General features: G+C 65.1%; 19 protein-coding genes. 9 read left to right on the top strand and 10 right to left on the bottom strand.

The features are described from left to right. Nucleotides 1-296: 296 nt before the first annotated feature. Entirely contained in the window at nucleotides 297-824 is a 528-nt protein-coding gene (locus D1159_RS00720; protein ID WP_161843784.1) for a hypothetical protein, read from the top strand. Here the strand turns inward: D1159_RS00720 and D1159_RS00715 are convergent. The 4 genes from D1159_RS00715 to secA all read right to left on the bottom strand — a co-directional run bounded on the left by D1159_RS00715 (nucleotide 785) and on the right by secA (nucleotide 9,758). Beyond that, the gene (locus tag D1159_RS00715; protein WP_161843783.1) at nucleotides 785-4,483 is read right to left on the bottom strand and encodes a phosphoribosylformylglycinamidine synthase; all 3,699 of its coding nucleotides are present in this window, start codon (nucleotides 4,481-4,483) and stop codon (nucleotides 785-787) included. The two genes, D1159_RS00720 and D1159_RS00715, sit on opposite strands and share 40 nt — an antisense overlap. Nucleotides 4,484-4,555: 72 nt before the next feature. Continuing rightward, nucleotides 4,556-6,100: an ABC transporter substrate-binding protein gene (locus D1159_RS00710; protein WP_161843782.1), complete on the bottom strand. Its 1,545-nt coding sequence runs from the start codon at nucleotides 6,098-6,100 to the stop codon at nucleotides 4,556-4,558. A gap of 2 nt (nucleotides 6,101-6,102) precedes the next feature. Further along, on the bottom strand, nucleotides 6,103-6,915 hold the full coding sequence (pgeF, locus tag D1159_RS00705) for a peptidoglycan editing factor PgeF (protein WP_161843781.1): 813 nt from the start codon (nucleotides 6,913-6,915) through the stop codon (nucleotides 6,103-6,105). Between the two features lie 83 nt (nucleotides 6,916-6,998). After that, entirely contained in the window at nucleotides 6,999-9,758 is a 2,760-nt protein-coding gene (gene secA / locus D1159_RS00700) for a preprotein translocase subunit SecA (protein ID WP_161843780.1), read from the bottom strand. Nucleotides 9,759-10,111: 353 nt separating this feature from the next. Between secA and D1159_RS00695 the strand changes: the two genes are divergently transcribed. From D1159_RS00695 to D1159_RS00675, 5 genes are all read left to right on the top strand, one after another. Continuing rightward, on the top strand, nucleotides 10,112-10,774 hold the full coding sequence (locus D1159_RS00695; protein WP_161843779.1) for a DUF6198 family protein: 663 nt from the start codon (nucleotides 10,112-10,114) through the stop codon (nucleotides 10,772-10,774). 288 nt (nucleotides 10,775-11,062) lie between these two features. Then, nucleotides 11,063-11,620, top strand: a complete 558-nt coding sequence (locus D1159_RS00690; protein WP_161843778.1) for a manganese efflux pump — start codon at nucleotides 11,063-11,065, stop codon at nucleotides 11,618-11,620. 121 nt (nucleotides 11,621-11,741) lie between these two features. Then, nucleotides 11,742-13,205, top strand: a complete 1,464-nt coding sequence (locus D1159_RS00685; RefSeq protein WP_161843777.1) for a M20/M25/M40 family metallo-hydrolase — start codon at nucleotides 11,742-11,744, stop codon at nucleotides 13,203-13,205. Nucleotides 13,206-13,731: 526 nt separating this feature from the next. Further along, entirely contained in the window at nucleotides 13,732-14,988 is a 1,257-nt protein-coding gene (locus D1159_RS00680; RefSeq protein ID WP_161843776.1) for a competence/damage-inducible protein A, read from the top strand. Continuing rightward, nucleotides 14,985-15,380 (top strand): GNAT family N-acetyltransferase, encoded by a 396-nt coding sequence (locus D1159_RS00675; protein WP_161843775.1) that lies wholly within the window; start codon nucleotides 14,985-14,987, stop codon nucleotides 15,378-15,380. The genes D1159_RS00680 and D1159_RS00675 overlap by 4 nt, the downstream gene beginning before the upstream one ends. A 147-nt stretch (nucleotides 15,381-15,527) precedes the next feature. Here D1159_RS00675 and D1159_RS00670 read toward each other — a convergent pair whose 3' ends face one another. Beyond that, nucleotides 15,528-15,995, bottom strand: coding sequence for a VOC family protein (locus tag D1159_RS00670; protein WP_161843774.1), 468 nt, complete (start codon nucleotides 15,993-15,995; stop codon nucleotides 15,528-15,530). 5 nt (nucleotides 15,996-16,000) lie between these two features. After that, nucleotides 16,001-16,843, bottom strand: coding sequence for a helix-turn-helix domain-containing protein (locus tag D1159_RS00665; protein WP_161843773.1), 843 nt, complete (start codon nucleotides 16,841-16,843; stop codon nucleotides 16,001-16,003). Between the two features lie 183 nt (nucleotides 16,844-17,026). Here D1159_RS00665 and D1159_RS00660 point away from each other — a divergent pair, with 183 nt between their 5' ends. Together D1159_RS00660 and D1159_RS00655 are read left to right on the top strand one after the other, a co-directional pair. Continuing rightward, on the top strand, nucleotides 17,027-17,491 hold the full coding sequence (locus tag D1159_RS00660; RefSeq protein ID WP_161843772.1) for a MarR family transcriptional regulator: 465 nt from the start codon (nucleotides 17,027-17,029) through the stop codon (nucleotides 17,489-17,491). A 10-nt stretch (nucleotides 17,492-17,501) separates the two neighbouring features. After that, entirely contained in the window at nucleotides 17,502-18,269 is a 768-nt protein-coding gene (locus D1159_RS00655; protein WP_161843771.1) for a sulfite exporter TauE/SafE family protein, read from the top strand. A gap of 178 nt (nucleotides 18,270-18,447) precedes the next feature. Here the strand turns inward: D1159_RS00655 and D1159_RS00650 are convergent, their stop codons facing one another. Then, nucleotides 18,448-18,984 carry a hypothetical protein gene (locus tag D1159_RS00650; protein ID WP_161843770.1) on the bottom strand — a complete coding sequence of 179 codons (537 nt, stop codon included), beginning with the start codon at nucleotides 18,982-18,984 and terminating at the stop codon, nucleotides 18,448-18,450. A 156-nt stretch (nucleotides 18,985-19,140) separates the two neighbouring features. Beyond that, a complete protein-coding gene (locus D1159_RS00645; protein WP_161843769.1) occupies nucleotides 19,141-19,530 on the bottom strand; it encodes a hypothetical protein in 390 nt (129 codons plus the stop codon). 205 nt (nucleotides 19,531-19,735) lie between these two features. On the opposite strand from D1159_RS00645, the gene D1159_RS00640 reads away from it, so the two are divergent. After that, a complete protein-coding gene (locus D1159_RS00640) occupies nucleotides 19,736-20,233 on the top strand; it encodes a dCMP deaminase family protein (protein WP_161843768.1) in 498 nt (165 codons plus the stop codon). A gap of 64 nt (nucleotides 20,234-20,297) precedes the next feature. On the opposite strand, the gene D1159_RS00635 is transcribed toward D1159_RS00640, so the two are convergent. Further along, nucleotides 20,298-20,540, bottom strand: a complete 243-nt coding sequence (locus tag D1159_RS00635) for a DUF3343 domain-containing protein (protein WP_161843767.1) — start codon at nucleotides 20,538-20,540, stop codon at nucleotides 20,298-20,300. A gap of 7 nt (nucleotides 20,541-20,547) precedes the next feature. Then, complete coding sequence (locus D1159_RS00630; RefSeq protein WP_161843766.1) at nucleotides 20,548-20,751, bottom strand: sulfurtransferase TusA family protein; 204 nt, start codon at nucleotides 20,749-20,751, stop codon at nucleotides 20,548-20,550. Nucleotides 20,752-20,768: the final 17 nt, after the last annotated feature.

Here is a 20,768-nt window from a genome sequence, read left to right as displayed (position 1 = left end):
GTACTCCCTGACTGCATTTATAGGATACCACGGAATGCTTGTTTATAATTGGACAGTTTTTAAAGGGTTTGTGAATAATATGTAAACTTGGGAACGTACTGCCGGCAAGGACAAATTTTTTATTATTTAAATTATTTTTTAAATTTACTTGACAAAATCGAAATTTTTTCTTATAATTTTAACCATCTATTGGAAACAGAAGAAAGGAGCTTGTACATGAAAAAGCAAGTATGTAAGCTCATATTCTGGTGCTGCCCTAACACTTGATTGCGCAACCTGCCATAGGTGGTGATGTTATGTCCCTTCGGCGCATTGGCGCGGCAATTATCTGCCTTCTCATCGGCACCGGCATCTGGCTGCTGGCCCCCTGGGCTCCCTTTTCCCATCTCCGGCAGGAGGACGTGGCCCGGGTGGACGCCCTGTTCGGCACCTATCCCCCCGTCACCCTGACCCAGGCGGATCAGCAGACCCTTGTCACCCTTCTGGGGCAGGTCCGCCTCACCCGGCTCCCCGATTACCCCCCCTCCGCCGGCCGGGGCACGGAGCGGTTTCTCCTCCACATGGCCGACGGCTCGGAGCTCACGGTGCAGGCCTCCGACCCTGCCTTCTTTGTGAACAACAGGGGGTATCTCAGCGCCTCCTTTGACCGCGCGGCCCAGGATGCCCTCCTCCAGATCGGGGCGCTGAACCACGCCTACATTGACCCCATCCGGGCGGCGGGAACCCCCCGAATAAGACAAATCGGCAGGGGCCGGCATTTTGCCGGTCCCTGCCGATTTTTTGCTTATCGGAAATACTTCGCGCCGCTCTCGAAGAGGGGCTGATGCTTGCTGCCGGGGATGTTTTTGCCCACCAGGGGGCCCTGGCGCTCGGAGTGGCCCATCTTGCCAAAGACCCGACCGTCGGGGGAGAAGATGCCCTCAATGGCCCACAGGGAGCCGTTGGGGTTCACGTCGATGTCCATGGAGGGCTGTCCGGCAGCGTCGGTGTACTGGGTGGCCACCTGGCCGCCGGCGGTGAGCTGATCCAGCAGGGCCTGTGGGGCCACGAAGCGGCCCTCCCCGTGGGAGATGGGGATTGCGTGGAGGTCGCCCACCTGGCACTCCAGCATCCAGGGGGACTGGACGGAGGCCACCCGGGTGGTGACATAGCGGCTCTGGTGGCGGCCGATGTTGTTATAGGTCAGGGTAGCGCAGTCCTCATCCATGGGACGGATGGCCCCGTAGGGCAGCAGGCCCAGCTTGAGCAAAGCCTGGAAGCCGTTGCAGATACCCAGCATCAGGCCGTCCCGCTGGTGGAGCAGGTCGTGGATGGCGTCGGTGAGCCGGGGATTGCGCAGGAAGGAGCAAATGAACTTGGCGGAGCCGTCTGGCTCGTCCCCGCCGGAGAAGCCGCCGGGGAGAATCACCATCTGGGCCCCCCGGATGGCCCCCTCCAGAGCCTGGGCGGACTGGGTGAGGCCGGCGCTGTCCAGATTGCGCACCACCACGATCTCCGGCGCGATCCCCGCCCGCTCACAGGCGGCGGCGGTGTCGTACTCGCAGTTGGTGCCGGGGAAGACGGGGATCACCGCCTTGGGGCGGGCCACCGGATGCTGGGCCACCGCGGGGGAGCGCCTGTCCCAGGAAATGGCTTCCACCGTACCGGCGTCGCCGGCGCGGGTGGGGTAGACCTCCTCCAGCACCTGCTCGGACAGGGCCAGCAGGGCGGAGATCTCCTCTGCCTCGCCCCCCAGGGAGATGACAGGATCGGCGGCGGTATGGCCCAGCAACAGGCTGCCCTCCACTTCTCCGGTACACTCGGCCAAAATGGCCCCCTGGCGCAGGCCGTACCACAGGTTGGGCGCGTCCGCCCGGGCGGTAAAGCCGATCGCATTGCCGAAGGACATCTTCATAATGCCCTCGGCCACATTTTCCTCCACCGCCCAGGCGGACAGCACCGTTCCCGCCTGGCACAGGGCGTGGAACCGGTCAAAGCAGGCGCTGACCTCCCCGCAGTCCAGGGGATTTTCCGCCTGGAAGAGGTAGACCGGGTGGTCCGCCCCCTTGAACTCCGGGGAGAGCACGTCCTCCGCCCTGGCGGGGGCAATGGCGAAGGAGACGAGGGTGGGGGGCACGTCCAGGTCCAGGAAGGAGCCGGACATGGAGTCCTTCCCCCCGATGGCGGCCACCCCCAGGCCCAGCTGGGCGGACAGCGCCCCCAGCAGCGCGGCGAAGGGCTTGCCCCAGCGGGCGGGGTCCTCCCGCAGCTTCTCAAAGTACTCCTGGAAGGAGCAGTACGCCTTTTTCGGGTCGCACCCGGCGGCGGTGAGCTTGGCGATGGAGGTGAGCACCGACAAAAAGGCGCCGGTATAGGGGTTGCGCTCCATCAGGTGGGGGTCGAAGCCCCAGGACATGACGGAGCAGGTATCGGTGGTATGCCCCGGCCCCACGGGGAGGAGGGCGGCCATGACCTGGGCGGGGGTGCGCTGGGTCTTTCCGCCGAAGGGCATGAGCACCGACGCCCCGCCGATGGACCCGTCAAACCGTTCGGTGAGGCCCCGGCGGCTGGCGGTCTTCAGGCTGGCGGCGGTGGAGCGCAGGCTCCCCTTGTGGAAGAGGCTCTCCGGCGTGAAGTAGTCGGGAACAGAAACGGCGGTGTGCTTGGCCGCGCCGTTGGTGTTCAAAAAGGCCCGGGACAGATCCGCCACCTTCTCCCCCCGCCAGGTCATCACCATGCGGGGATCCTCCGTAACCCGGGCCACAATATACGCCTCCAGGTTTTCCGCCCCGGCGGCGGCGATGAAGGCGTCCGCGTCCTCCGGGGCCACCACCACGGCCATGCGCTCCTGGCTCTCGGAGATGGCCAGCTCAGTGCCGTCCAGGCCGTCGTACTTCTTGCGCACCGCGTCCAGGTCGATGGACAGGCCGTCAGCCAGCTCGCCGATGGCCACGGACACCCCGCCGGCGCCGAAGTCGTTGCACCGCTTGATGAGCCGGGTGACCCGGCTGTCCCGGAACAGGCGCTGGATCTTCCGCTCCTCCGGGGCGTTGCCCTTCTGCACCTCGGAGGCCATGGTGGCCAGGGACGCCTTGTTATGGCTCTTGGAGGAGCCGGTGGCGCCGCCGATGCCGTCCCGGCCGGTACGGCCCCCCAGGAGGATGACCACGTCCCCGGGAGCGGGGCGTTCCCGCCGGACGTTGGCCGCCGGCGCGGCCCCCACCACGGCCCCCACCTCCATGTGCTTGGCGATGTATCCGCTGTGGTAGACCTCCGCCACGTGGCCGGTGGCCAGGCCGATCTGGTTGCCGTAGGAGGAGTACCCCGCCGCGGCGGTCTGGGCCAGCTTGCGCTGGGGGAGCTTGCCCTCCATGGTCTGGCTCAGGGGGGCCCGGGGGTCGCCGCAGCCAGTGAGGCGCAGCGCCTGGTACACATAGGAGCGGCCGGACAGGGGGTCCCGGATAGCGCCGCCGATGCAGGTGGCCGCGCCGCCGAAGGGCTCAATCTCCGTGGGGTGGTTGTGGGTCTCGTTTTTGAACATGAGCAGCCAGTCCTCGTCCCGGCCGTCCACCCGGGCGGTGAGGCGGACGGAGCAGGCGTTGATCTCCTCGCTCTCGTCCAGGTTCTGGAGCACCCCCCGCTTTTTCAGCACCTTGGCCGCGATGGTGGCCAGGTCCATCAGGGTCTGGGGCCGGCGGGCGGCCCCCTCTTTGCCGTAGACCTCCTCCCGGGCGGACAGATACATCTGATAGGCGGCCTTTACGTCCTCGTCGGCGATGTCCACCTTGTCGATGTGGGTGGAGAAGGTGGTGTGCCGGCAGTGGTCGGACCAGTAGGTATCCACGACCCGCAGCTCGGTGAGGGTGGGGTCCCGCCCTTCCTCGTCCCGGAAATAGGTCTGAAGGAAGGTGAGATCCGCCAGATCCATGGCCAGGCCATAGCTGGACAGCAGCTCGGCCAGGCCGGCCTGGTCCCTGTCTCGGAACCCCTCCAGCACGGCCACGGCGGCGGGGACGGGGTAGTCCCGCGCCAAAGTGTCCACCCGGTCCAGGGGGGCCTCCCGGCTCTCCACCGGATTGATAAGGTAGCGCTTCACCCGTTCCAGCTGCTCCTCCTCCACCCGGCCCAGCAGGAGGTAGACGCTGGCCGCGGCGGTAAGGGGGCGCTCCCCCCCGGTGAGGAGCTGGACGCACTGGGCGGCGGAGTCCGCCCGCTGGTCAAACTGGCCCGGCAGGGCCTCCACCGCGAAGGTGCGGCAGGGGACCCCCGGCACGTCGGGGAACGTCTCGTCGTACACGTCGTCCACCTGGGGCTCGCTGAGCACCGTGGTGCGGATGGCCTGATAGGTGGCGGCGTCGATGCCCTCCACATCGTACCGGCGGAGAATGCGCACCCCCTCCAGCCCGTCCAGGCCCAGCTCGTTTTTCAGCTCATTGAGCAAGCCCCGGGCCTCCACGTCAAAGCCCGGCTTCTTCTCCGCGTAGCAGCGGAATACTTTTCCCATGTTCAAAACCCCTTATCTGTACCGGCCCCCCTAGGGCCTGTTTTCTCTGTATTCAGACATGCTTCAGGACCTCTATCCACCCCGGATGGTCCACTGTTCAAAGCCGTAAAACAAGTTCTGCTGGGTGGGCGTCAGGCCGGAGACCTGCCCCCACTGGGTGAGGACCGACCAGTTTTTAAAGCACAGGACGGCAAAGGGAGCCTCCTGCGCCCACGCCCCGTAAAAGACCTTGGCAGCGGCGGTCCGGGCGGGACCCTGGGCGGCCTGAAACGCCGCCAGAGGAACGTCGGTGCCGCCGCCGGTGTAGCGGCCATAGTTCAGCGCCCCGCCGTTGAGCAGGAGGGCCGGATCAAAGTCCCCGGTGAGGCGCGTCTCCCCCAGATAGAGGTCAAAGTCGCCGGTTTCCAGGGCGGTGAGGTAGTCCTCCCAGGGCAGCTTTTCTACGGTGACGGCGATTCCCGCCTCGGTAAAGGTCCGCCCCAGCTCGTCCGCCGCGCTGGTTTTATAGCTGTTGTCCTGATTGACCACCAGCCTCAGCGCCAGGGTCTGCCGTCCGCTGCGCCAGCCCTCCCCCTCGTTGGTCCAGCCCCCCTGGCGCAGAAGATCCGCCATGGACTGGGGGTCATAGGACAGCCGATCCGCCGTCTCCTTGTCGTAGACGCCGCTGGCCGGATGGGCGGGCAGGGCCGCCGGCGCCGCGTGGAGGGAAAACACCCCGGCGCACAGGGCGTCCCGGTCCAGCCCCCGGCTGAGGGCCCGGCGCACCTCCGGACTGCGGCAGGGGCCGGAGGAACAGTTGAAGCCGAGATAGAGCATATCTGCCGTAGAATAATCCACCGTCTCAAAGCTGCCGGAAAAGCCCAGCGTCCCGGGGCTGGTGAAGTCGGTCCCCACCAGCGTTACGGACCGGGTGTCAAAGGCGTAGATCAAATCCTCGTTCTGCTCCATGGAGCGCAGGGGGATGCGCTCCAGACTGGGGGGCGCCTCCCGCCAGCCGCCGGTCCGGCGGTTCAGAGACAGCTCCGTCCCGCTCCCTGCCAGGACATACCGCCCGGTGCCCAGAGGGGCGCCCTCCTCCCCGTTGGGACGGATGACAGGGATATCCAGCAGGGCGGGCAGGGCCCCGTTGGGGGCGGACAGGGTGACCGCCACCTGCTCTCCCTCCGCGCGGACGGCGGTTACCGCCCCCAGCCGCTGGGCGTACAGGGGGCTCTCCCGGGCCAGGTTGAGGGAATAGGCCGCGTCCGCCGCGGTAAGAGGACTCCCGTCAGAGAAGGTCACTCCTTGCCGCAGGGTGAACTGCCAGGTAAGCCCGTCCTCTGACACGGTGTGGGCCACCGCCAAGGCGCTCTGGGGGGCGAAATTCCGGTCCAGCTCGTACAGCCCGTCGTAGATCAGGCCGGCCAAATTCAGATTGGCCCGGTTGGTCCCCAGGATGGGGTGGAGCCCCTGCCCGGGGTAGCAGGCCAGGGCAAAGGGCATGGGCTGGGCGCTCTGGGTGGGCGCGGGGGGCGGGGGCGTCTCCGGGGGGAGGACGTACTCCGGCTCCTCCCCGCAGGCGCACAGGCCCAGCGCCAGCGCCAGTGCCAGAACGAAACACGCGCCGCGCCGCCCCATGCCTACAGAAGCTGGAGCATGGCGGCCTGGCTTCCCCGCTCCCCCTTGGTGTAGCGGTGGGACCAGAACCGGTCATGCTGGCACATGGTACACAGATCGGATACGGCGATGTGCTCCGCCGCCAGCCCCGCTTTCTCCAGGCGCAGGGCGTTGAGGGCCTTCAGGTCCACATAGAATTTGTTGTTTCCCCGCACCTCGATATGGTGCAGGGCGGCGGCCCCCATGGCTTCGCTCAGGGCGTTGGGCACGTCCTCGTCGGTTTCAAAGCAGCACTTGGAGATCCCCGGTCCCACCGCCGCCAGAATGTCCCCCGGCCGGCAGCCATAGCTGTCCGCCATGCGCTCCACCGCCTTGGCGGCGATGCCGTTGGCGGTGCCCCGCCAGCCCGCGTGGACTGCGGCAATCACCCGGCGCGCCGGGTCGTAGAGCAGGATGGGCAGGCAGTCTGCTCCGAAGATGGTCAGGCAGAGGCCGGGGATGTCGGTAATGAGGCCGTCGGCCTCGTAATTGCCCTTGGAGTGGATGCCCTTGCCCCGGTCGGCGGTGGTGACGGGGCGCACCACATCCCCGTGGACCTGGTTGGACAGGACCAGCCCCTCATAGTCCGCCCCGATGGCGGCGCAGAACCGGCGGTAGTTCTCCAGCACCTTCTCCCGGTCGTCCCCACGGCAGAAGCCCAGGTTCAGCGAGGCGTAGATCCCCTCGCTTACGCCCCCCGCCCGGGTGGAAAAGCCGTGGGCCACTCCGCCGGCGGCGGCAAAGCCCTCACAGGAGAGAAAAGGGACGCCGCCGTGTTCACACTCAATAATATTCATTCAACAGTCCTCATCTGAACAGAAAAGGCAGAACGTCTGGTTTTTGTCCCTCCATTCTGCCTTTTCAGTACATTTCTGATTGATTATTGATAGTCCGGGCCGTGATACTGCTCACAGTCGCACTTTTTCCACTTCTTCCCGCTGCCGCAGGGGCAGGGGTCGTTGCGGCCGATGCGCTTGCCCTTCTTGGCGGGCTGCTTTTTCACGGTCTGGTCGCTGCCGCCGGACTCGCCGGTGACCCGGGCCACCCGCTCCCGCTTGACGGCGCCGCCCACCTGAACCCGGGCCAGGAATACCCGGCGGATGGTCTCCTCCTGGATGGCGGCGATCATGTTCTCAAACATTTCGTAGCCTTCCCGCTTGTACTCCACCACGGGGTCGTTCTGGCCATAGGCCCGCAGGCCGATGCCCTGGCGCAGCTCGGTCATGGCGTCGATGTTGTCCATCCAATACTCGTCCACCACGCGCAGCATCATGACCCGCTCCAGCTCCCGCATCAGCGGCTCGCCCAGCTCCTTCTCCTTGGCGCGGTACACCCGCTCCGCCCGCTCCAGCAGCAGCTGGCACAGGTCGTCGGCGGAGTACTGCTCCAGCTCGCCGTCGGTGAACTTCAGCTCGTCTGCGGTGAGGAACATCCCCCGATAGGGGGCGCAGATCTCCCGCCAGGTCTCCGCGTCCAGGTGCTTCTGCTCCCCCATGTGGCCGTGAATGGCGCCGGAGAGGACGGTGTGGAGCATCTTCTGGATGGCGCCGGAGAGGTTCTCCCCGTCCAGCACCTGGCGGCGCTGCTCATAGATGACCTTGCGCTGGGTGTTCATCACGTCATCGTACTCCAGCACCGTCTTACGGGTCTGGAAGTTCCGGGACTCCACCTGCTTCTGGGCGTTCTCAATGGCGCCGGAGAGCATCTTGGCGTCGATGGGGGTATCCTCGTCCACGCCCAGGCGGTCCATCATGCCCATCACCCGCTCGGAGCCGAACAGGCGCATAATATCGTCCTCCAAAGACAGGTAGAACCGGCTCTCCCCCGGGTCGCCCTGACGGCCGGCGCGGCCCCGGAGCTGGTTGTCGATGCGGCGGGACTCGTGGCGCTCGGTGCCCAGGATAAACAGTCCCCCCGCCTCGCGGACCTTCTCCGCCTCGCTCTTGATGGCGTCCTTATAGTTTGCCTCCGCCTGGCTGAACATACGCCGCGCGTCCAGAATTTCCTGGTTGTCCGTCTCGGCAAAGCCGGTGGACTCGGCGATGAGCTCGTCGGACAGGCCCGCCTTCTTCAGATCCGCCTTGGCCAGATACTCCGCGTTGCCCCCCAGCATGATGTCGGTGCCGCGGCCGGCCATATTGGTGGCCACGGTGACGGCGCCGAACTTGCCGGCCTGGGCCACGATCTCCGCCTCCTTCTCGTGGAACTTGGCGTTGAGCACGTTGTGTTTGACTCCCTTGCGCTTGAGCATATCGGACAGCTGCTCCGACTTCTCGATGGACACGGTGCCCACCAGCACGGGCTGTCCCTTCTTGTAGCACTCCTCAATCTGGCTCACAATGGCCCGCAGCTTGCCCGCCTCGGTCTTGTATACCACGTCGGGGTGGTCCTTCCGGGCCAGGGGCTTGTTGGTGGGGATCTCCACAATGTCCAGGGAGTAGATGGTGCCGAACTCCTCCTCCTCGGTCATGGCGGTGCCGGTCATGCCGGACAGCTTGTCATACAGGCGGAAGTAGTTCTGGAAGGTAATGGTGGCCAGGGTCTTGGACTCCCGGGCGACCGCCACCTTCTCCTTGGCCTCGATAGCCTGGTGCAGGCCCTCGTTGTACCGGCGGCCGAACATGAGCCGGCCGGTGAACTCGTCCACGATGATGACCTGCCCGTCCTTCACCACGTAGTCAATGTCCCGCTTCATCAGGCCCCGGGCCCGGATGGCCTGGTTGATGTGGTGGGACAGGGTGGTATTCTCCACGTCGGAGAGGTTTTCCAGCTGGAAGGCTTCCTCCGCCTTGCGGATGCCCCGGGCGGTGAGGGTGACGGTACGGGCTTTCTCGTCCACAATGTAGTCGGCGTCCTCGTCCGGGTCCTCCTCCTCCTTGGCGTCCACGCTGGCCACCCGCTTGCCTGTGAGCTTGGCCACAAAGTTGTCCACAATGGTGTACAGCTGGGTGGACTGATCCCCCTGGCCGGAGATGATAAGGGGGGTGCGGGCCTCGTCGATGAGGATGGAGTCCACCTCGTCCACAATGGCGAAGGAGTGGCCCCGCTGGACCATCTCCGCGGAGTAGATGGCCATATTGTCCCGCAGGTAGTCAAAGCCGAACTCGTTGTTGGTGCCGTAGGTGATGTCCGCCTCATAGGAGGCCTTGCGCATCTGGGGCGGGATGTCGTGGATCACCAGGCCCACGGTCAGGCCCAGGTAGCGGTATACCTTGCCCATCCACTCGCTGTCCCGCTTGGCCAGGTAGTCGTTGACGGTGATGACGTGGACGCCCTCCCCCGCCAGGGCGTTGAGGTAGGCAGGCAGGGTTGCCACCAGCGTCTTGCCCTCGCCGGTGCGCATCTCGGCAATGCGCCCCTGATGGAGGATGATGCCGCCGATGAGCTGCACCCGGTAGGGCTTCATGCCCAGCACCCGCCACGCCGCCTCCCGGCAGGTGGCAAAGGCCTCCGGCAGGATGTCGTCCAACGTCTCCCCGGCGCTGAGGCGGGCCTTGAACTGGGCGGTCTTGCCCTTGAGCTCCTCCTCGCTGAGGGCGGCGTACTCCGGCTCCAGATTTTCGATTTTGTCCACAAGGGGCTGAATGGCCTTGAGCTCCTTGGCGGAGCTGGTGCCAAACAGTTTCTTCAAAATATTCATTTCAGGTCGTTCACCTTTCCCCAATGCTGGCGCTGCCAAGCATTTGTCTACAGAAATTCATGGTACAGTATATCATATCCCACCCCAATAAAAAAGGGGAAAATGTGAACAAAATCCCCAGCTCCAGCCTGGGCGCCTGTTTTCTGTCTCCGGGCCGCCGGATGGGCCGCGAAAATCGTCCTTGTGTCCGCCGGCAGGCTGTGTTACAATTTTTCTGTAAAAACCTGTATTCATAGCCTGGGAATGCTGGATGACCGGGGGATTTTTGCCGCCGCGGGGCGGCAAAGGGTCCGGCCGGACAGCGTTCAGCGGCTGTGAATCCAGCTTGTAAAACCGGGAAAGGAGGGTGTGCCATGGCCTATCCAGGGGCATTGTCCCGGTACGGTACCTTTTCTTTGGGCGTGGTCGTCGCCTCCTTTGGCAGCTCCCTGATCGTCAAGGCCGGCCTGGGGTGCAGCCCCATTGCCAGCCTGCCCTTTGTGCTCAATCTGCTTGTCCCCGCCGTTACCTTGGGCACGTTTACCTTCCTCATCAATGCGGCCGCCCTGGCGGGGCAGGCGGCGGTGCTCCGGCGGGAGTTCCGGCCCGCGCAGCTCTTCCAGCTCCCCGCCAGCTTCCTGTTTTCCATGGGGCTGGACGTCTGGCTGTGGCTGCTCCGGGGCTGGACGCTGTCCTCCTGCCCCGCCCGGACGGCGCTGCTCCTTGCGGGGTGTACCGTGCTGGGCCTGGGGGTGGCCCTGGAGGTAATGGGGGACGTGATGTACCTCCCCTGTGAGGGGTTCTGCCGGGCGGTGAACAGGAAATACGCCGTCCCCTTCGGCGCCGCCAAGACCGCCTTTGACGTGACCATTGTGGCCGCAGCCATCGCGGTGTCTCTCCTCTGCCTGGGCCGGCTGGCCGGCGCGGGGGCGGGCACAGTGGTGGCCGCGGTGTCTACCGGAGGACTGGCCCAGCTCTTCCAGCGCCTGCTCCGGCCGCTGCTGGGGGGCGGCGCCCCGCTGTCTCAGGAGGAGTGACGCCGGTGAGGACGCCCTGTCCCACGCCCCGTTCCTCGCCGCTCCCATATCTCTGCTATCACGGCGGAGCCTTTACGGCTGTTTGATCTCCGTCCCCGCCTGGTTCCGGCCGGGACGGTCAGAGCCTGTATTCAGAACCGTTGGACACTGTCCAGCCGGGACAAAATCCCCCGGCAGTCCAGTGTTCCCGGCTGTGAATACAGGCTTTTGCCTTGTTTAAGGCGTCCCTGACCCGCAGGCACCTCCCCGCCTCTCTTTTCATAGGATGGGCGGAAAAGGAGGCGCGATATGGCACTGATTTCTGCGCTGGTAACGGCGTTTTTTTTCGCTCTGGCCTGTAATCTGGACACCGTCCTGCTGGCGGCGGGGTATGGGGCCCGGGGGGTGCGCATCCCGGCAAGGCACGCCCTGGTGCTGGCCGCCATCACCACCGTTGTCACCTGGCTGTCCCTCATTCTGGGGGATCTGGTGGCGGCGGCGGCGCCGGAGGCGGCCAATATGCTGGGGGGGCTGGCCCTGGTGGGCATCGGGTGCTGGTTTCTGCTGGACTTCCTCCGCGGGAAAGAGGGCGGCGGGGAGGACGGTCCCGTCCAGCCCGGTCTGGCGGGGTGGATCGCCCTGGCTGCGGCTCTGGCAGTGAACAACGCGGGGGTAGGGGTGGCCGCCGGCGCCGCCGGACTGTCCGTCCCGGCGGCTACCGGGGTCAATTTTCTCCTTACCCTGCTCTGCCTGCCCTTTGGCCGCTGGCTGGGGGCGGGGGTGGCGGGCCGGCTGCTGGGCCGGCTGGCCCTCCCCCTGTCCGGCCTGCTGCTGGTGGCCCTGGGTACATGGGAGGCCCTGTGCTGATTTGCGCCCGGGCCCTCCCCCTGAGCGCCTGTTCCCTGGCTCCCCGCGCTCATCTGTGCAGGTTGAGATATGGAACAGACTCTGATACAATAGAGAAAAACCACACAAGGAGCGGATACCGATGACAATGCTGGCGCGGCTGGGCGGGGCGCAGGCCATTACCCAAGGAATTTTAGCGCAGTTCCGTGGTCTGAACCAGGTTCCCCACGGCTCTTATCACGAGGAACAGGAGAGCGATTACCTCATGGACCGGCTGAGGCGGATGGGGCTGTCCCCCCGGCGGGATCCGGCCGGAAACGTTCTGGCGGAGGTCCCCCCCGCCCCGGGGCGGGAAAACTGTCCCCTGCTCATCCTCCAGGGCCACATGGATATGGTGTGTACCGTCCGGCCGGGCAGCGGCTTCGACCCCCTGCGGGACACCCCCAGGCTGGTGATCCAGGATGGGGTGCTGCGCACCGACGGCAGCTCCACCCTGGGCGCGGACAACAACCTGGGCAACGCCACAGTGCTGTGGCTGATGGAACAGGACCTGAACCATGGTCCCCTGCGCCTGCTCTTCACCGTGTGCGAGGAGGTGGGCCTTCAGGGGGCGGCCCAGGTGGATCCCGGCTGGCTCCAGGGGGCTTACGGCCTGCTCAATACCGACGGCTTCCACCTGGGCCGGGCCATCGCCGGGTCTGCCGGAGGGCGGCGGGAGCGGTGCGTCCGCCCCCTGCTCCTCTCCCCCGCCCCGGCGGGAGAGGGCTGGCGGCTCACCCTCTCCGGGGGCATCGGGGGCCACTCCGGGGACGACATCCACAAAAACCGGTGCAACGCTGTGCGCGCCCTGGCGGACTTTTTGACAAGGCTGTCCCCGGAGCTGGACGTCTGGATCGGGGACCTGTCCGGGGGCAGCGCCCACAACGCCATCCCCATGCAGGCCCAGGCGGTCTTAGTCCTCCCCCAGGGACAGGGGGGGCGGCTGCAGGCGGAAGTCCGCCGCTGGCAGGAGGAGCTGCGCCGTCAGTACCAGACCGCCGACCCTAACCTCACCGCCGTACTGGAGGCATCCGCCCTCCCTGCCGCTGTGTGGAGTGGGGAGGACAGGGCCGCCGCCCTGGCCCTGCTCACCGGCCTGCACAACGGCGTATACGCCATGCACCCCGCTTTCCCCGGAGTGGTGGGGGCCTCCGCCAACATCGGCCGGGTGTACCGGGAGGGGGAGCGGCTGTGTGTGCTGGCCTTCCTCCGCTGCGCCCGGCGGGAGGAGGAGCGCGCGCTCTTCGCCCAGCACGACCGCACCGCCGCCCAGAACGGCTTTGTGCTGGAGGAGGTCTCCTGTTACCACGGCTGGCCCGGCAGTCCGGACAGCCGCCTCATCCGCCTTCTCTGCCAGTCCTACCGGGAAGCGACCGGAGAGGAGATGGAGGTCACCGCCGTCCACGTGGGGCTGGAGCCCTCGGTGCTGGGGGAGAAAAACCCGGACATGGTGATGGTGAGCACCGGGCCGGACATTTTGGATGCCCACTGCGTGGATGAGCGGGCCCCCCTGGCCGGCCTGCCCTATTACGCCGCTGCCTTGGCCGGCGTACTGGAGGGGCTGTAGCGCCATTCCTCAAAATACGAGGAGAAGGATGAGCCGGGGGTTTCCGCCTTTCATCCCGGTGTACTGCCCCGCCGTGGGGCCCTGCGCGGGGGGCCGGGCGGCGCACCGCGCCGCCATCACTGCCTCAGCGTCCTGAGTGTCTTTCGAAATAGGTGATCCCTGCGTAGGTCTTCTGCCAGACCAGGTTTTATGTGCCGGGCCTCCCCAGCCGGCCCGGGGGAGCGGCTGGCAGTGTACTTGCCCCCGGGCCGACCCGAGAGGCCCGGCTCTTCTATTGTACCGTAAGCGCAAGACCTTAGCTGGGACCGCGTTGTCTGCCAGACTGGCATATCAGCATGGCAGATATCCGGCGCGGTGCGCCGGGTGGGCCTATCGTATGGGGGTTCCCCAAGGGGGGCCAGCCCCCCTTGGGCCCTTTGGGGTTCCGGGGCCCTTTCGGGAAAGGGCCCCGGACGCCGCCTGCGCAGGGCAATCCCCCGCAGGGCCTCCCTGCCTGTTATCAAACAAAAAGTAAGGAAGTGTTCCCATGTCCCATACCGCTGAACTCATCGCCGTGGGCACCGAGCTGCTCCTCGGCAACATCGCCAACACCGACGCTCAGATGCTCTCCCAGGGCCTGTCCGCTCTGGGTATCCATGTCTACTATCACACCGTTGTGGGGGACAATCCCCAGCGGCTGCGGGCCGCGGTGGAGACCGCCCGCCGCCGGGCGGATATTATCATTACCACCGGCGGTCTGGGCCCCACCTGCGACGATCTGACCAAAAACGTCCTGGCGGACTGCTTTGGCAAAAAGCTGGTCCACAATCAGGAGGCGGAGGACCGCTGCCGGGGGTTCTTCCAGGCCATCGGCAAGACCATGACGGACAACAACGCCCAGCAGTTCTACCTGCCGGAGGGCTGTATGCCCTTTCAGAATGACTGGGGCACCGCCCCGGGCTGCGCCTTCAAGGCGGATGGTGTGCGGGTGATCATGCTCCCCGGGCCCCCCCGGGAGTGTACCGCCATGTTCCGGTACCGGGCGGCGCCCTACCTCCAATCCCTGTCTGATGGAGTGATTGTCTCCCGCACCCTGAAGCTCTTCGGCATCGGGGAGTCCTCTATGGAAATCCTGCTGCGGGACCGGATGAACGCCATGACCAATCCCACTCTGGCCCCCTACGCCAAGGAGGGGGAGTGCGAGCTGCGCATTACCGCCAAGGCCCCCACCCAGGAGGAGGCCCGCGCCCTCATCACCCCGGTGGAGGCGGAGCTCCGCGCCCTGTTCGGCGACAAGGTGTACGGCGCGGATGTGGCCTGCCTGGAGGAGGTGGCGCTGGCCCTGCTGAAGGAGAAGGGACTCACCCTAGGCAGCGCGGAGAGCTGCACCGGCGGACTCATCGCCAAGCGGATGACCGACCTGCCGGGGGCCTCCGCCGTCTTTGCCGGTGGCATTGTGAGCTACACCAACGCCGTCAAGAGGCGGGCTCTGGGGGTGTCCCCCGCCCTGCTGGAGGAGTACGGCGCTGTGTCCGAGCCGGTGGCCCGGGCCATGGCGGAGGGCGCCCGGGCGGCCCTGGGCTGCGACCTGGCCGTGGCCACCACAGGGGTGGCTGGACCCGACAGCGACGAACGGGGCAATCCGGTGGGGCTGGTCTACGTGGCCCTGGCCACCCCGGAGGGCGTCTATGTGCGGGAGCTGCACAGCGGCGCCGGCCGGCAGCGGGTGCGCACCGCCGCCGCCCACAACGCCTTCGATCTCATCCGGCGCTATCTCGCCGGGCTGCTGGAGGAAACTTTATGAAACTGCACACAAGCCCCCCGGAGATACAGGACTGCCTCCACAAAAAATTGCAGCAATACAACGCCAATTACATGACCGGTTTCAAAGACTACTCCCTGCATATCGAGGAAGACGGAGCGGTTGTGGCGGGAATTGTGGCCGGGTCTGTGGGAGACACCCTGGAGGTGGAGTTTCTCTTTGTGGACGACGCCGTCCGGGGACGGCATCTGGGCGCGGCGCTGCTCTCAGAGGCGGAGCACCGGGCGAAGGCAGACGGGATCAAGCGCGTTTTGCTGAATACGTACAGTTTTCAGGCGCCTGGATTTTACAGGAAAATGGGGTATCACCAGCTCTTTGCACTTCATCCATGCTTTGACAGCTACAGCCAGCACTTTTTCATAAAAGAGCTTTAAGGGGGCGCTGCTTTCATCCGCGCACACGCCTTGCCGCCGGCAGGCGTGCTGCCCCTTGTCAACTGAAGGTACCGCTTCTGAAAAATACCGGGATCCGGCGCAGGCTTTCCAGCGCCGGGTCCCGGTTATTTTCTGACGCGCGGGGTGCTATATCCGCCCCTGCCGGCAGGCGCGGACGAATTCCAGGGGGTGCTGGGTCCGCCGGGCGGTCTCCTCCTCGGTCAAGCCCTGGCTCAAAAACCGCAGCACCACCGAGCTCATGGACTCCCCCACCTCCACGATGTGGCCGTCCGGGTCATAGAACCGGGCCACGCACTGACCCCAGGGGTACTCCTTGGGCCCGTGGAGGAAGGTCACTCCCGCGGCGGACAGCCGCCGCATATCCCCCTCCAGATCCTCCGTCTCGAAGTAGAGCTCTGCGTTGTGCGCGCTGGGGATCAGCTTTTCCGCCGGAAAGCCGCACAGACCGGGAAAGTCCTCCTGAAGGGCGAAGCCTCCGGCAAAGGAGAGGTTGGTCCCCGCGTCCATCACCACAGTCTGGCCCAGCACCTGCTCATAAAAGGTCCGGGCGGCCGCGATAGAGCGCACAGCGTACAGCGGACAGGAAAATTTCATGTTGCTCACCTCATCTTCTGGGATGCCCCTAGCATACCCGCCAGCTTGCGGGTTTCATTGTAAAAATCGGACGGGTTGTCCTGAAAAGCTGTGGGAGTTACCCCGCACACCTGCCGGAAAGCCCGGATGAAGTGGGACTGGTCGTAATAGCCCAGCTCCTGGGCCAGCCAGGTCAGGCTGTCCTGTCCGGCCCGCAGGGCCTGGGCCGCCCGGTTGACGCGCATGACCTGGGAGAAGGTCTTGGGACTCAGGCCCAGCTGTGTCTGAAAAAGGCGCCCCAGGTGCCGGGGGCTGTACGCCAGATCCGCTGCCGCCGCCGCCACCCCCCGCCGCCCCGCCGTCAGGGCCAGCACGTGGGAAAATCCGTCCCCCGCCGGACACCGCCGGCGCAGAAGCCGGTCCACCCCCTGAATAAATTCGTCCAGACAGGAGCTGTCCCGCCACGCGGCCTGAAAGGCGGCGTCCAGCGCCGGCGCCGCCAGACCCAAGGGGAAGATCCGCCCCGCCAGCTCGCTCTGGGGTATGGGGCAGAAGGCCCGCAGCCCCCCGGGGACAAACTCCACAAAAAAGCGAAAGGGCCGGATTTTCAAGTCGTTCTCCACCGTGACCGCGGCGGCGCTGGGGCCGTGGATCCGCCCGGCCAGCGCCCCGTCCTCCAGTGTAAAGCCCAGACAGCCCGCCCCATCGGGGACCAGCACCAGCGGCCGGACAGGACCCGCGCCCCCGCCGCCCAGATGGAGGGTGTAGTGGGCCACCCAGGGCAGCAGATCCCGGTGGGGCTTTAGGTAGATATGGGTGGCGGTGCGGCACCACTGGATACCGTTCCGGTTGTCAAAGCGCAGCTCCATGAGATCTCCCCTTTCCGGCTCAAATCTTACCACAGCGCCAAAACGCAACGCAAGGCGTATTCGCCCCAAGGAGCCGAAGGCGGGGGGCGGCTCGAAAATATCTCTTTCTCCCCTTGACAGGGAGGCGGTATTCTGCTACACTCTCATATAGTTCTATTTAGAACCTTTTGGGAGGGATCTCTTATGCCGTCTGACTTTTGGGATCATCTGGCCCTGGCCCGGCGGCTCTACTGCCAGGCGGTGGAGCCGGTGGCCCAGCGCTGCGGACTCACCCGGGCGGAGCTGGACATCCTGCTCTTTCTGGCCAACAACCCGTCCTATGACACGGCGGCGGATATTATTTGCCGCCGGGGGCTGGCCAAATCTCACGTGTCCACCTCGGTACACACGCTGGAGGCGCGGGGATGGTTGTCCCGGAACTTCCGGGGAGGCAACCGGAAGAGCATCCACCTGACCCTCACCCCCCTGGCCGCCGCCGCAGTGGAGGAGGGGCGCCGGGCGCAGGCCCGCTTCTTTCAGGGCCTGACCCAGGGGCTGCACCCAGAGCAGCTGGCGATTATGGAGCGGTGCTTTGCCCAGGTGGGAGAAAATCTCCGCCGCCTGTCGTCTGGGACGGACACGTTCAAAGGCGAATCCACGGAAAAATGAGGAATTTTTTATGTACACATTCCTGATCTGCTTTCTGGCGGGGGCGGGAGCCGGACTGGGCACCGGCTTTGCCGGTATGAGCGCCGCCGCGGTCATCTCGCCCATGCTGATCACCTTTCTCCACCTCCCCGCCTATGAGGCGGTGGGCATTGCGCTGGCCAGCGATGTACTGGCCAGCGCGGTCAGCGCCTGGGTCTACCACCGGAACAAAAATCTGGATGTACGCGGCGGTCTGGTGATGATGGCCGCCGTCCTTCTCTTCACCCTGGCGGGGAGCTGGCTGGCCAGTCTGGTCCCCAATCAGACCATGGGCAGCTTTTCCGTATTTATGACGCTGCTGCTGGGCATTAAATTTATCCTCCGGCCGGTGATGGCCACCAAAGAGGCCATGGCCGGCGTCAGCCAGCGCCGCCGCCTGGTCCGGTCCGCGATGTGCGGCGTGATGGTGGGGTTGATCTGCGGCTTCGTAGGGGCCGGGGGCGGTATGATGATGCTCCTTGTTCTCACCAGCGTGCTGGGGTATGAGCTGAAAACTGCCGTAGGCACCAGCGTCTTTATCATGGCCTTCACCGCCTTCACCGGCGCGGCCAGCCACTTTGCCATCGGCGGAATGTCGGACCTGCTGTGTCTGTGCCTGTGCGTGGTGTCCACGCTGCTGTGGGCCCGGATTGCAGCCAAGCTGGCCAATCGGGCCAGTGCCGCGGCGCTGAACCGGGCGACCGGAGTCATCCTTGTTTTGCTGGGGACGGTTATTTTGGGGGTCAACGCTTTGACTTAGCGTCTGTTTGAAAACCCGGCGGGTTTCGGGAAAGACGCATTTCAGCCCGCAAGCGCGGGTTCATCCGTTTCAGGCGGACAGAACCTGTGCTTGCGGGCTGAATCTCCGTTGTCGGAAAAGGCCGCGCCTTTTTTGACAGCCTGCGCACGGATAAATATCCTGTGCCGGTGTGGGGGAGCTACTCCGCGGGAGCGTCTCCGCTGCCGGAGAGAGGCATGTCGCTGTCGGAGCCGCGCGCTTCCGTCTCATCTTGGAGATCGTCCTCGTCCAGGACAGTCTTGCATTTCTCACCGGTCTCCTTCTTCTGGAGGAGAATGGCCATCTGATAGCCCTTGGGATCCTTGAGGCGGAGGTAGTCCTCGTCCTGCTTGGGGACCTTCTTCCCCGCCATAATGCGGGCGGCGATTTTGAGGCACTTGTCCATGGCGTCTAAGGCCTCTTCCATGGCGTCCATCTGTTTTTCCTTGGTCTCCATCTCGTCCAGGAGGCCCAGCAGTCCGCCGTCTCCGCGGGCGGCTGCGGTGTCTCCGGTGGAGGGCCGGTAAAAGGCCTGCTCCGCCTGGAGCCGCTCCTGGTCCATACTGGCCATCCAGCGGGACAGCTCCAGCCGGTCGGCGGAGGGCCGGGCGGACTTTCTGGCCGGGGCGGGCGGCTCCTTTTGAACGGCGGGGGCAAAGCTGGTCTGTGTGCCCCGAAGCATACGGCGAATTTCCATAAAAACCTCCTTTTCTCTGTCTGCTGCCGGGGGCGGGACGGGGCGCGCCGTCCGCATCTCCCATATATCCGATCTGTCGGCAGAAACTGGGGAAAAGTTTAGGCTCTGCTAGGAAAAAGGAGCCGCCGGCCCTGATTCGTGGGCCGGCGGCTGGGGTTAGCTTTTCTCCTCAAAACTGATGCCGCAGCTGCGGCAGCTGACCGTAATGCGTCCCTTGCCCTTGGGCACCCGGAGGTACTGTCCGCAGTTGGGACATTTAAAGTAGCAGTGGTCCTTGTCCCGGCGGACGGTGCGGCGGAGCTTGCACCAGTGAATGAAGGGGGCGACAAAGTGGAGAAACCGGGCGTTTTCCGCCCGGCGGGGGATAAACTGACGGGAGAACACGCGGTAGAGCATCCACACCGCGGCAAGCACAGCCGCCCAGGCCAGCAGGTCCAGATGGGGCAGCGCCGAAAGCAGGGTGAGGAGCATATAGACAGCCAAAAGAAACCAGGAGAGCTGGTCAACGCCGTATCGCCCGTACATCAATTTTCTGAGCCAATTCATGCGCGCGGTCGTCTCCTTTTCTAAGCGAGGCAGGGCCGTCCTGGCGGGCGGCCCCACGGAATTGTTACAGTACCATGATACCGCCAGAGTGTGGCCCCGTCAAGAAAGCAAACGTAAACAATCTATGAATTGTGCTTGCCAGGCAGACAAAAAGCAGATATACTGAACCTATCAGCCGATCAGAAAGAGAGGGGCGAGGAGCGCTATGGGGCGGATTGACAAGGAGAATTACTATCTGGATATCGCGGAGACTGTGCTGGAGCGGTCCACCTGCCTGCGGCGGTGCTATGGAGCCATTATCGTAAAGAACGATGAGATTGTGGCCACCGGCTACAACGGCGCCCCCCGGGGGCGGAAGAACTGCGGTGATCTGGGGTACTGCGCCCGGGAGGAGATGAACATCCCATCGGGGGAGCGGTATGAGCTGTGCCGCAGCGTCCACGCGGAGGCCAACGCGATCATTTCCGCCGCCCGAAGCGCCATCATCGGCGGTACGCTCTATCTGGCGGGCCGGGACGCCAAGACGAGGGAGCTGCTCAGTGACGCCACCTCCTGCTCCATGTGCCGGCGGCTGATCATCAACGCGGGGATCGCCCGGGTGGTAATCCGCCGGACAAGGACGGAATTTGCCGTAGTCCATGTGGACCGGGATTGGGTGGAGGAGGATGAGTCCCTTCCGCCCCAGGCCCGGCGCGAGAAATAGGAACCGCCCCCGCTCCGAAAAAGGAGCGGGGGCGGACTGCGGTACGGAAGCCTGCACTTGGACGCTACTCCTCGTTTTGGAAGAGGATCTGGTACCCTCCGGCGGGCTGGACGGCGTAGACCGCGTCCAGGTCCTCGTCCGCCATGGAGGGGGCATCAAAGGGGGCGGTAAACTTGACGCAGGTGCCGCAGGATGCGGACAGCGCCCGGGGGACCGGCATCATCACCGGCTGATCCCCCGCGGCCTTCAGCCGCTTTTGAAAGGACATGGCCCCCAGATGGGTATGAAAGGTGGCGATCTGTTCCATAGTCCGATTATTTGTCGATGGTGATCTCGAAGTCATCCCCCACTGCCTTGTGGCTGACCTTGTAGCCGGCGTTGGAAGCAAAGCGGGTGATGTTCTGCACGGGAGTCATATTGTCCACCAGTACAACCAGGGGGGTGCCGCTTTTCAGGGCGTTTTTGGTCATCAGGACGGGCTCGGGGCAGGAATAGCCTCTGGCGTCAACTTGATTCATGGTGATTGTACTCCTTC

It is taken from the genome of Pseudoflavonifractor sp. 524-17 (genome assembly GCF_009935845.1).
Taxonomy (GTDB): domain Bacteria; phylum Bacillota; class Clostridia; order Oscillospirales; family Oscillospiraceae; genus Pseudoflavonifractor_A.
Note: the sequence above shows the minus strand (reverse complement) of the source record. Positions and strands in the feature narration are given on the sequence as shown.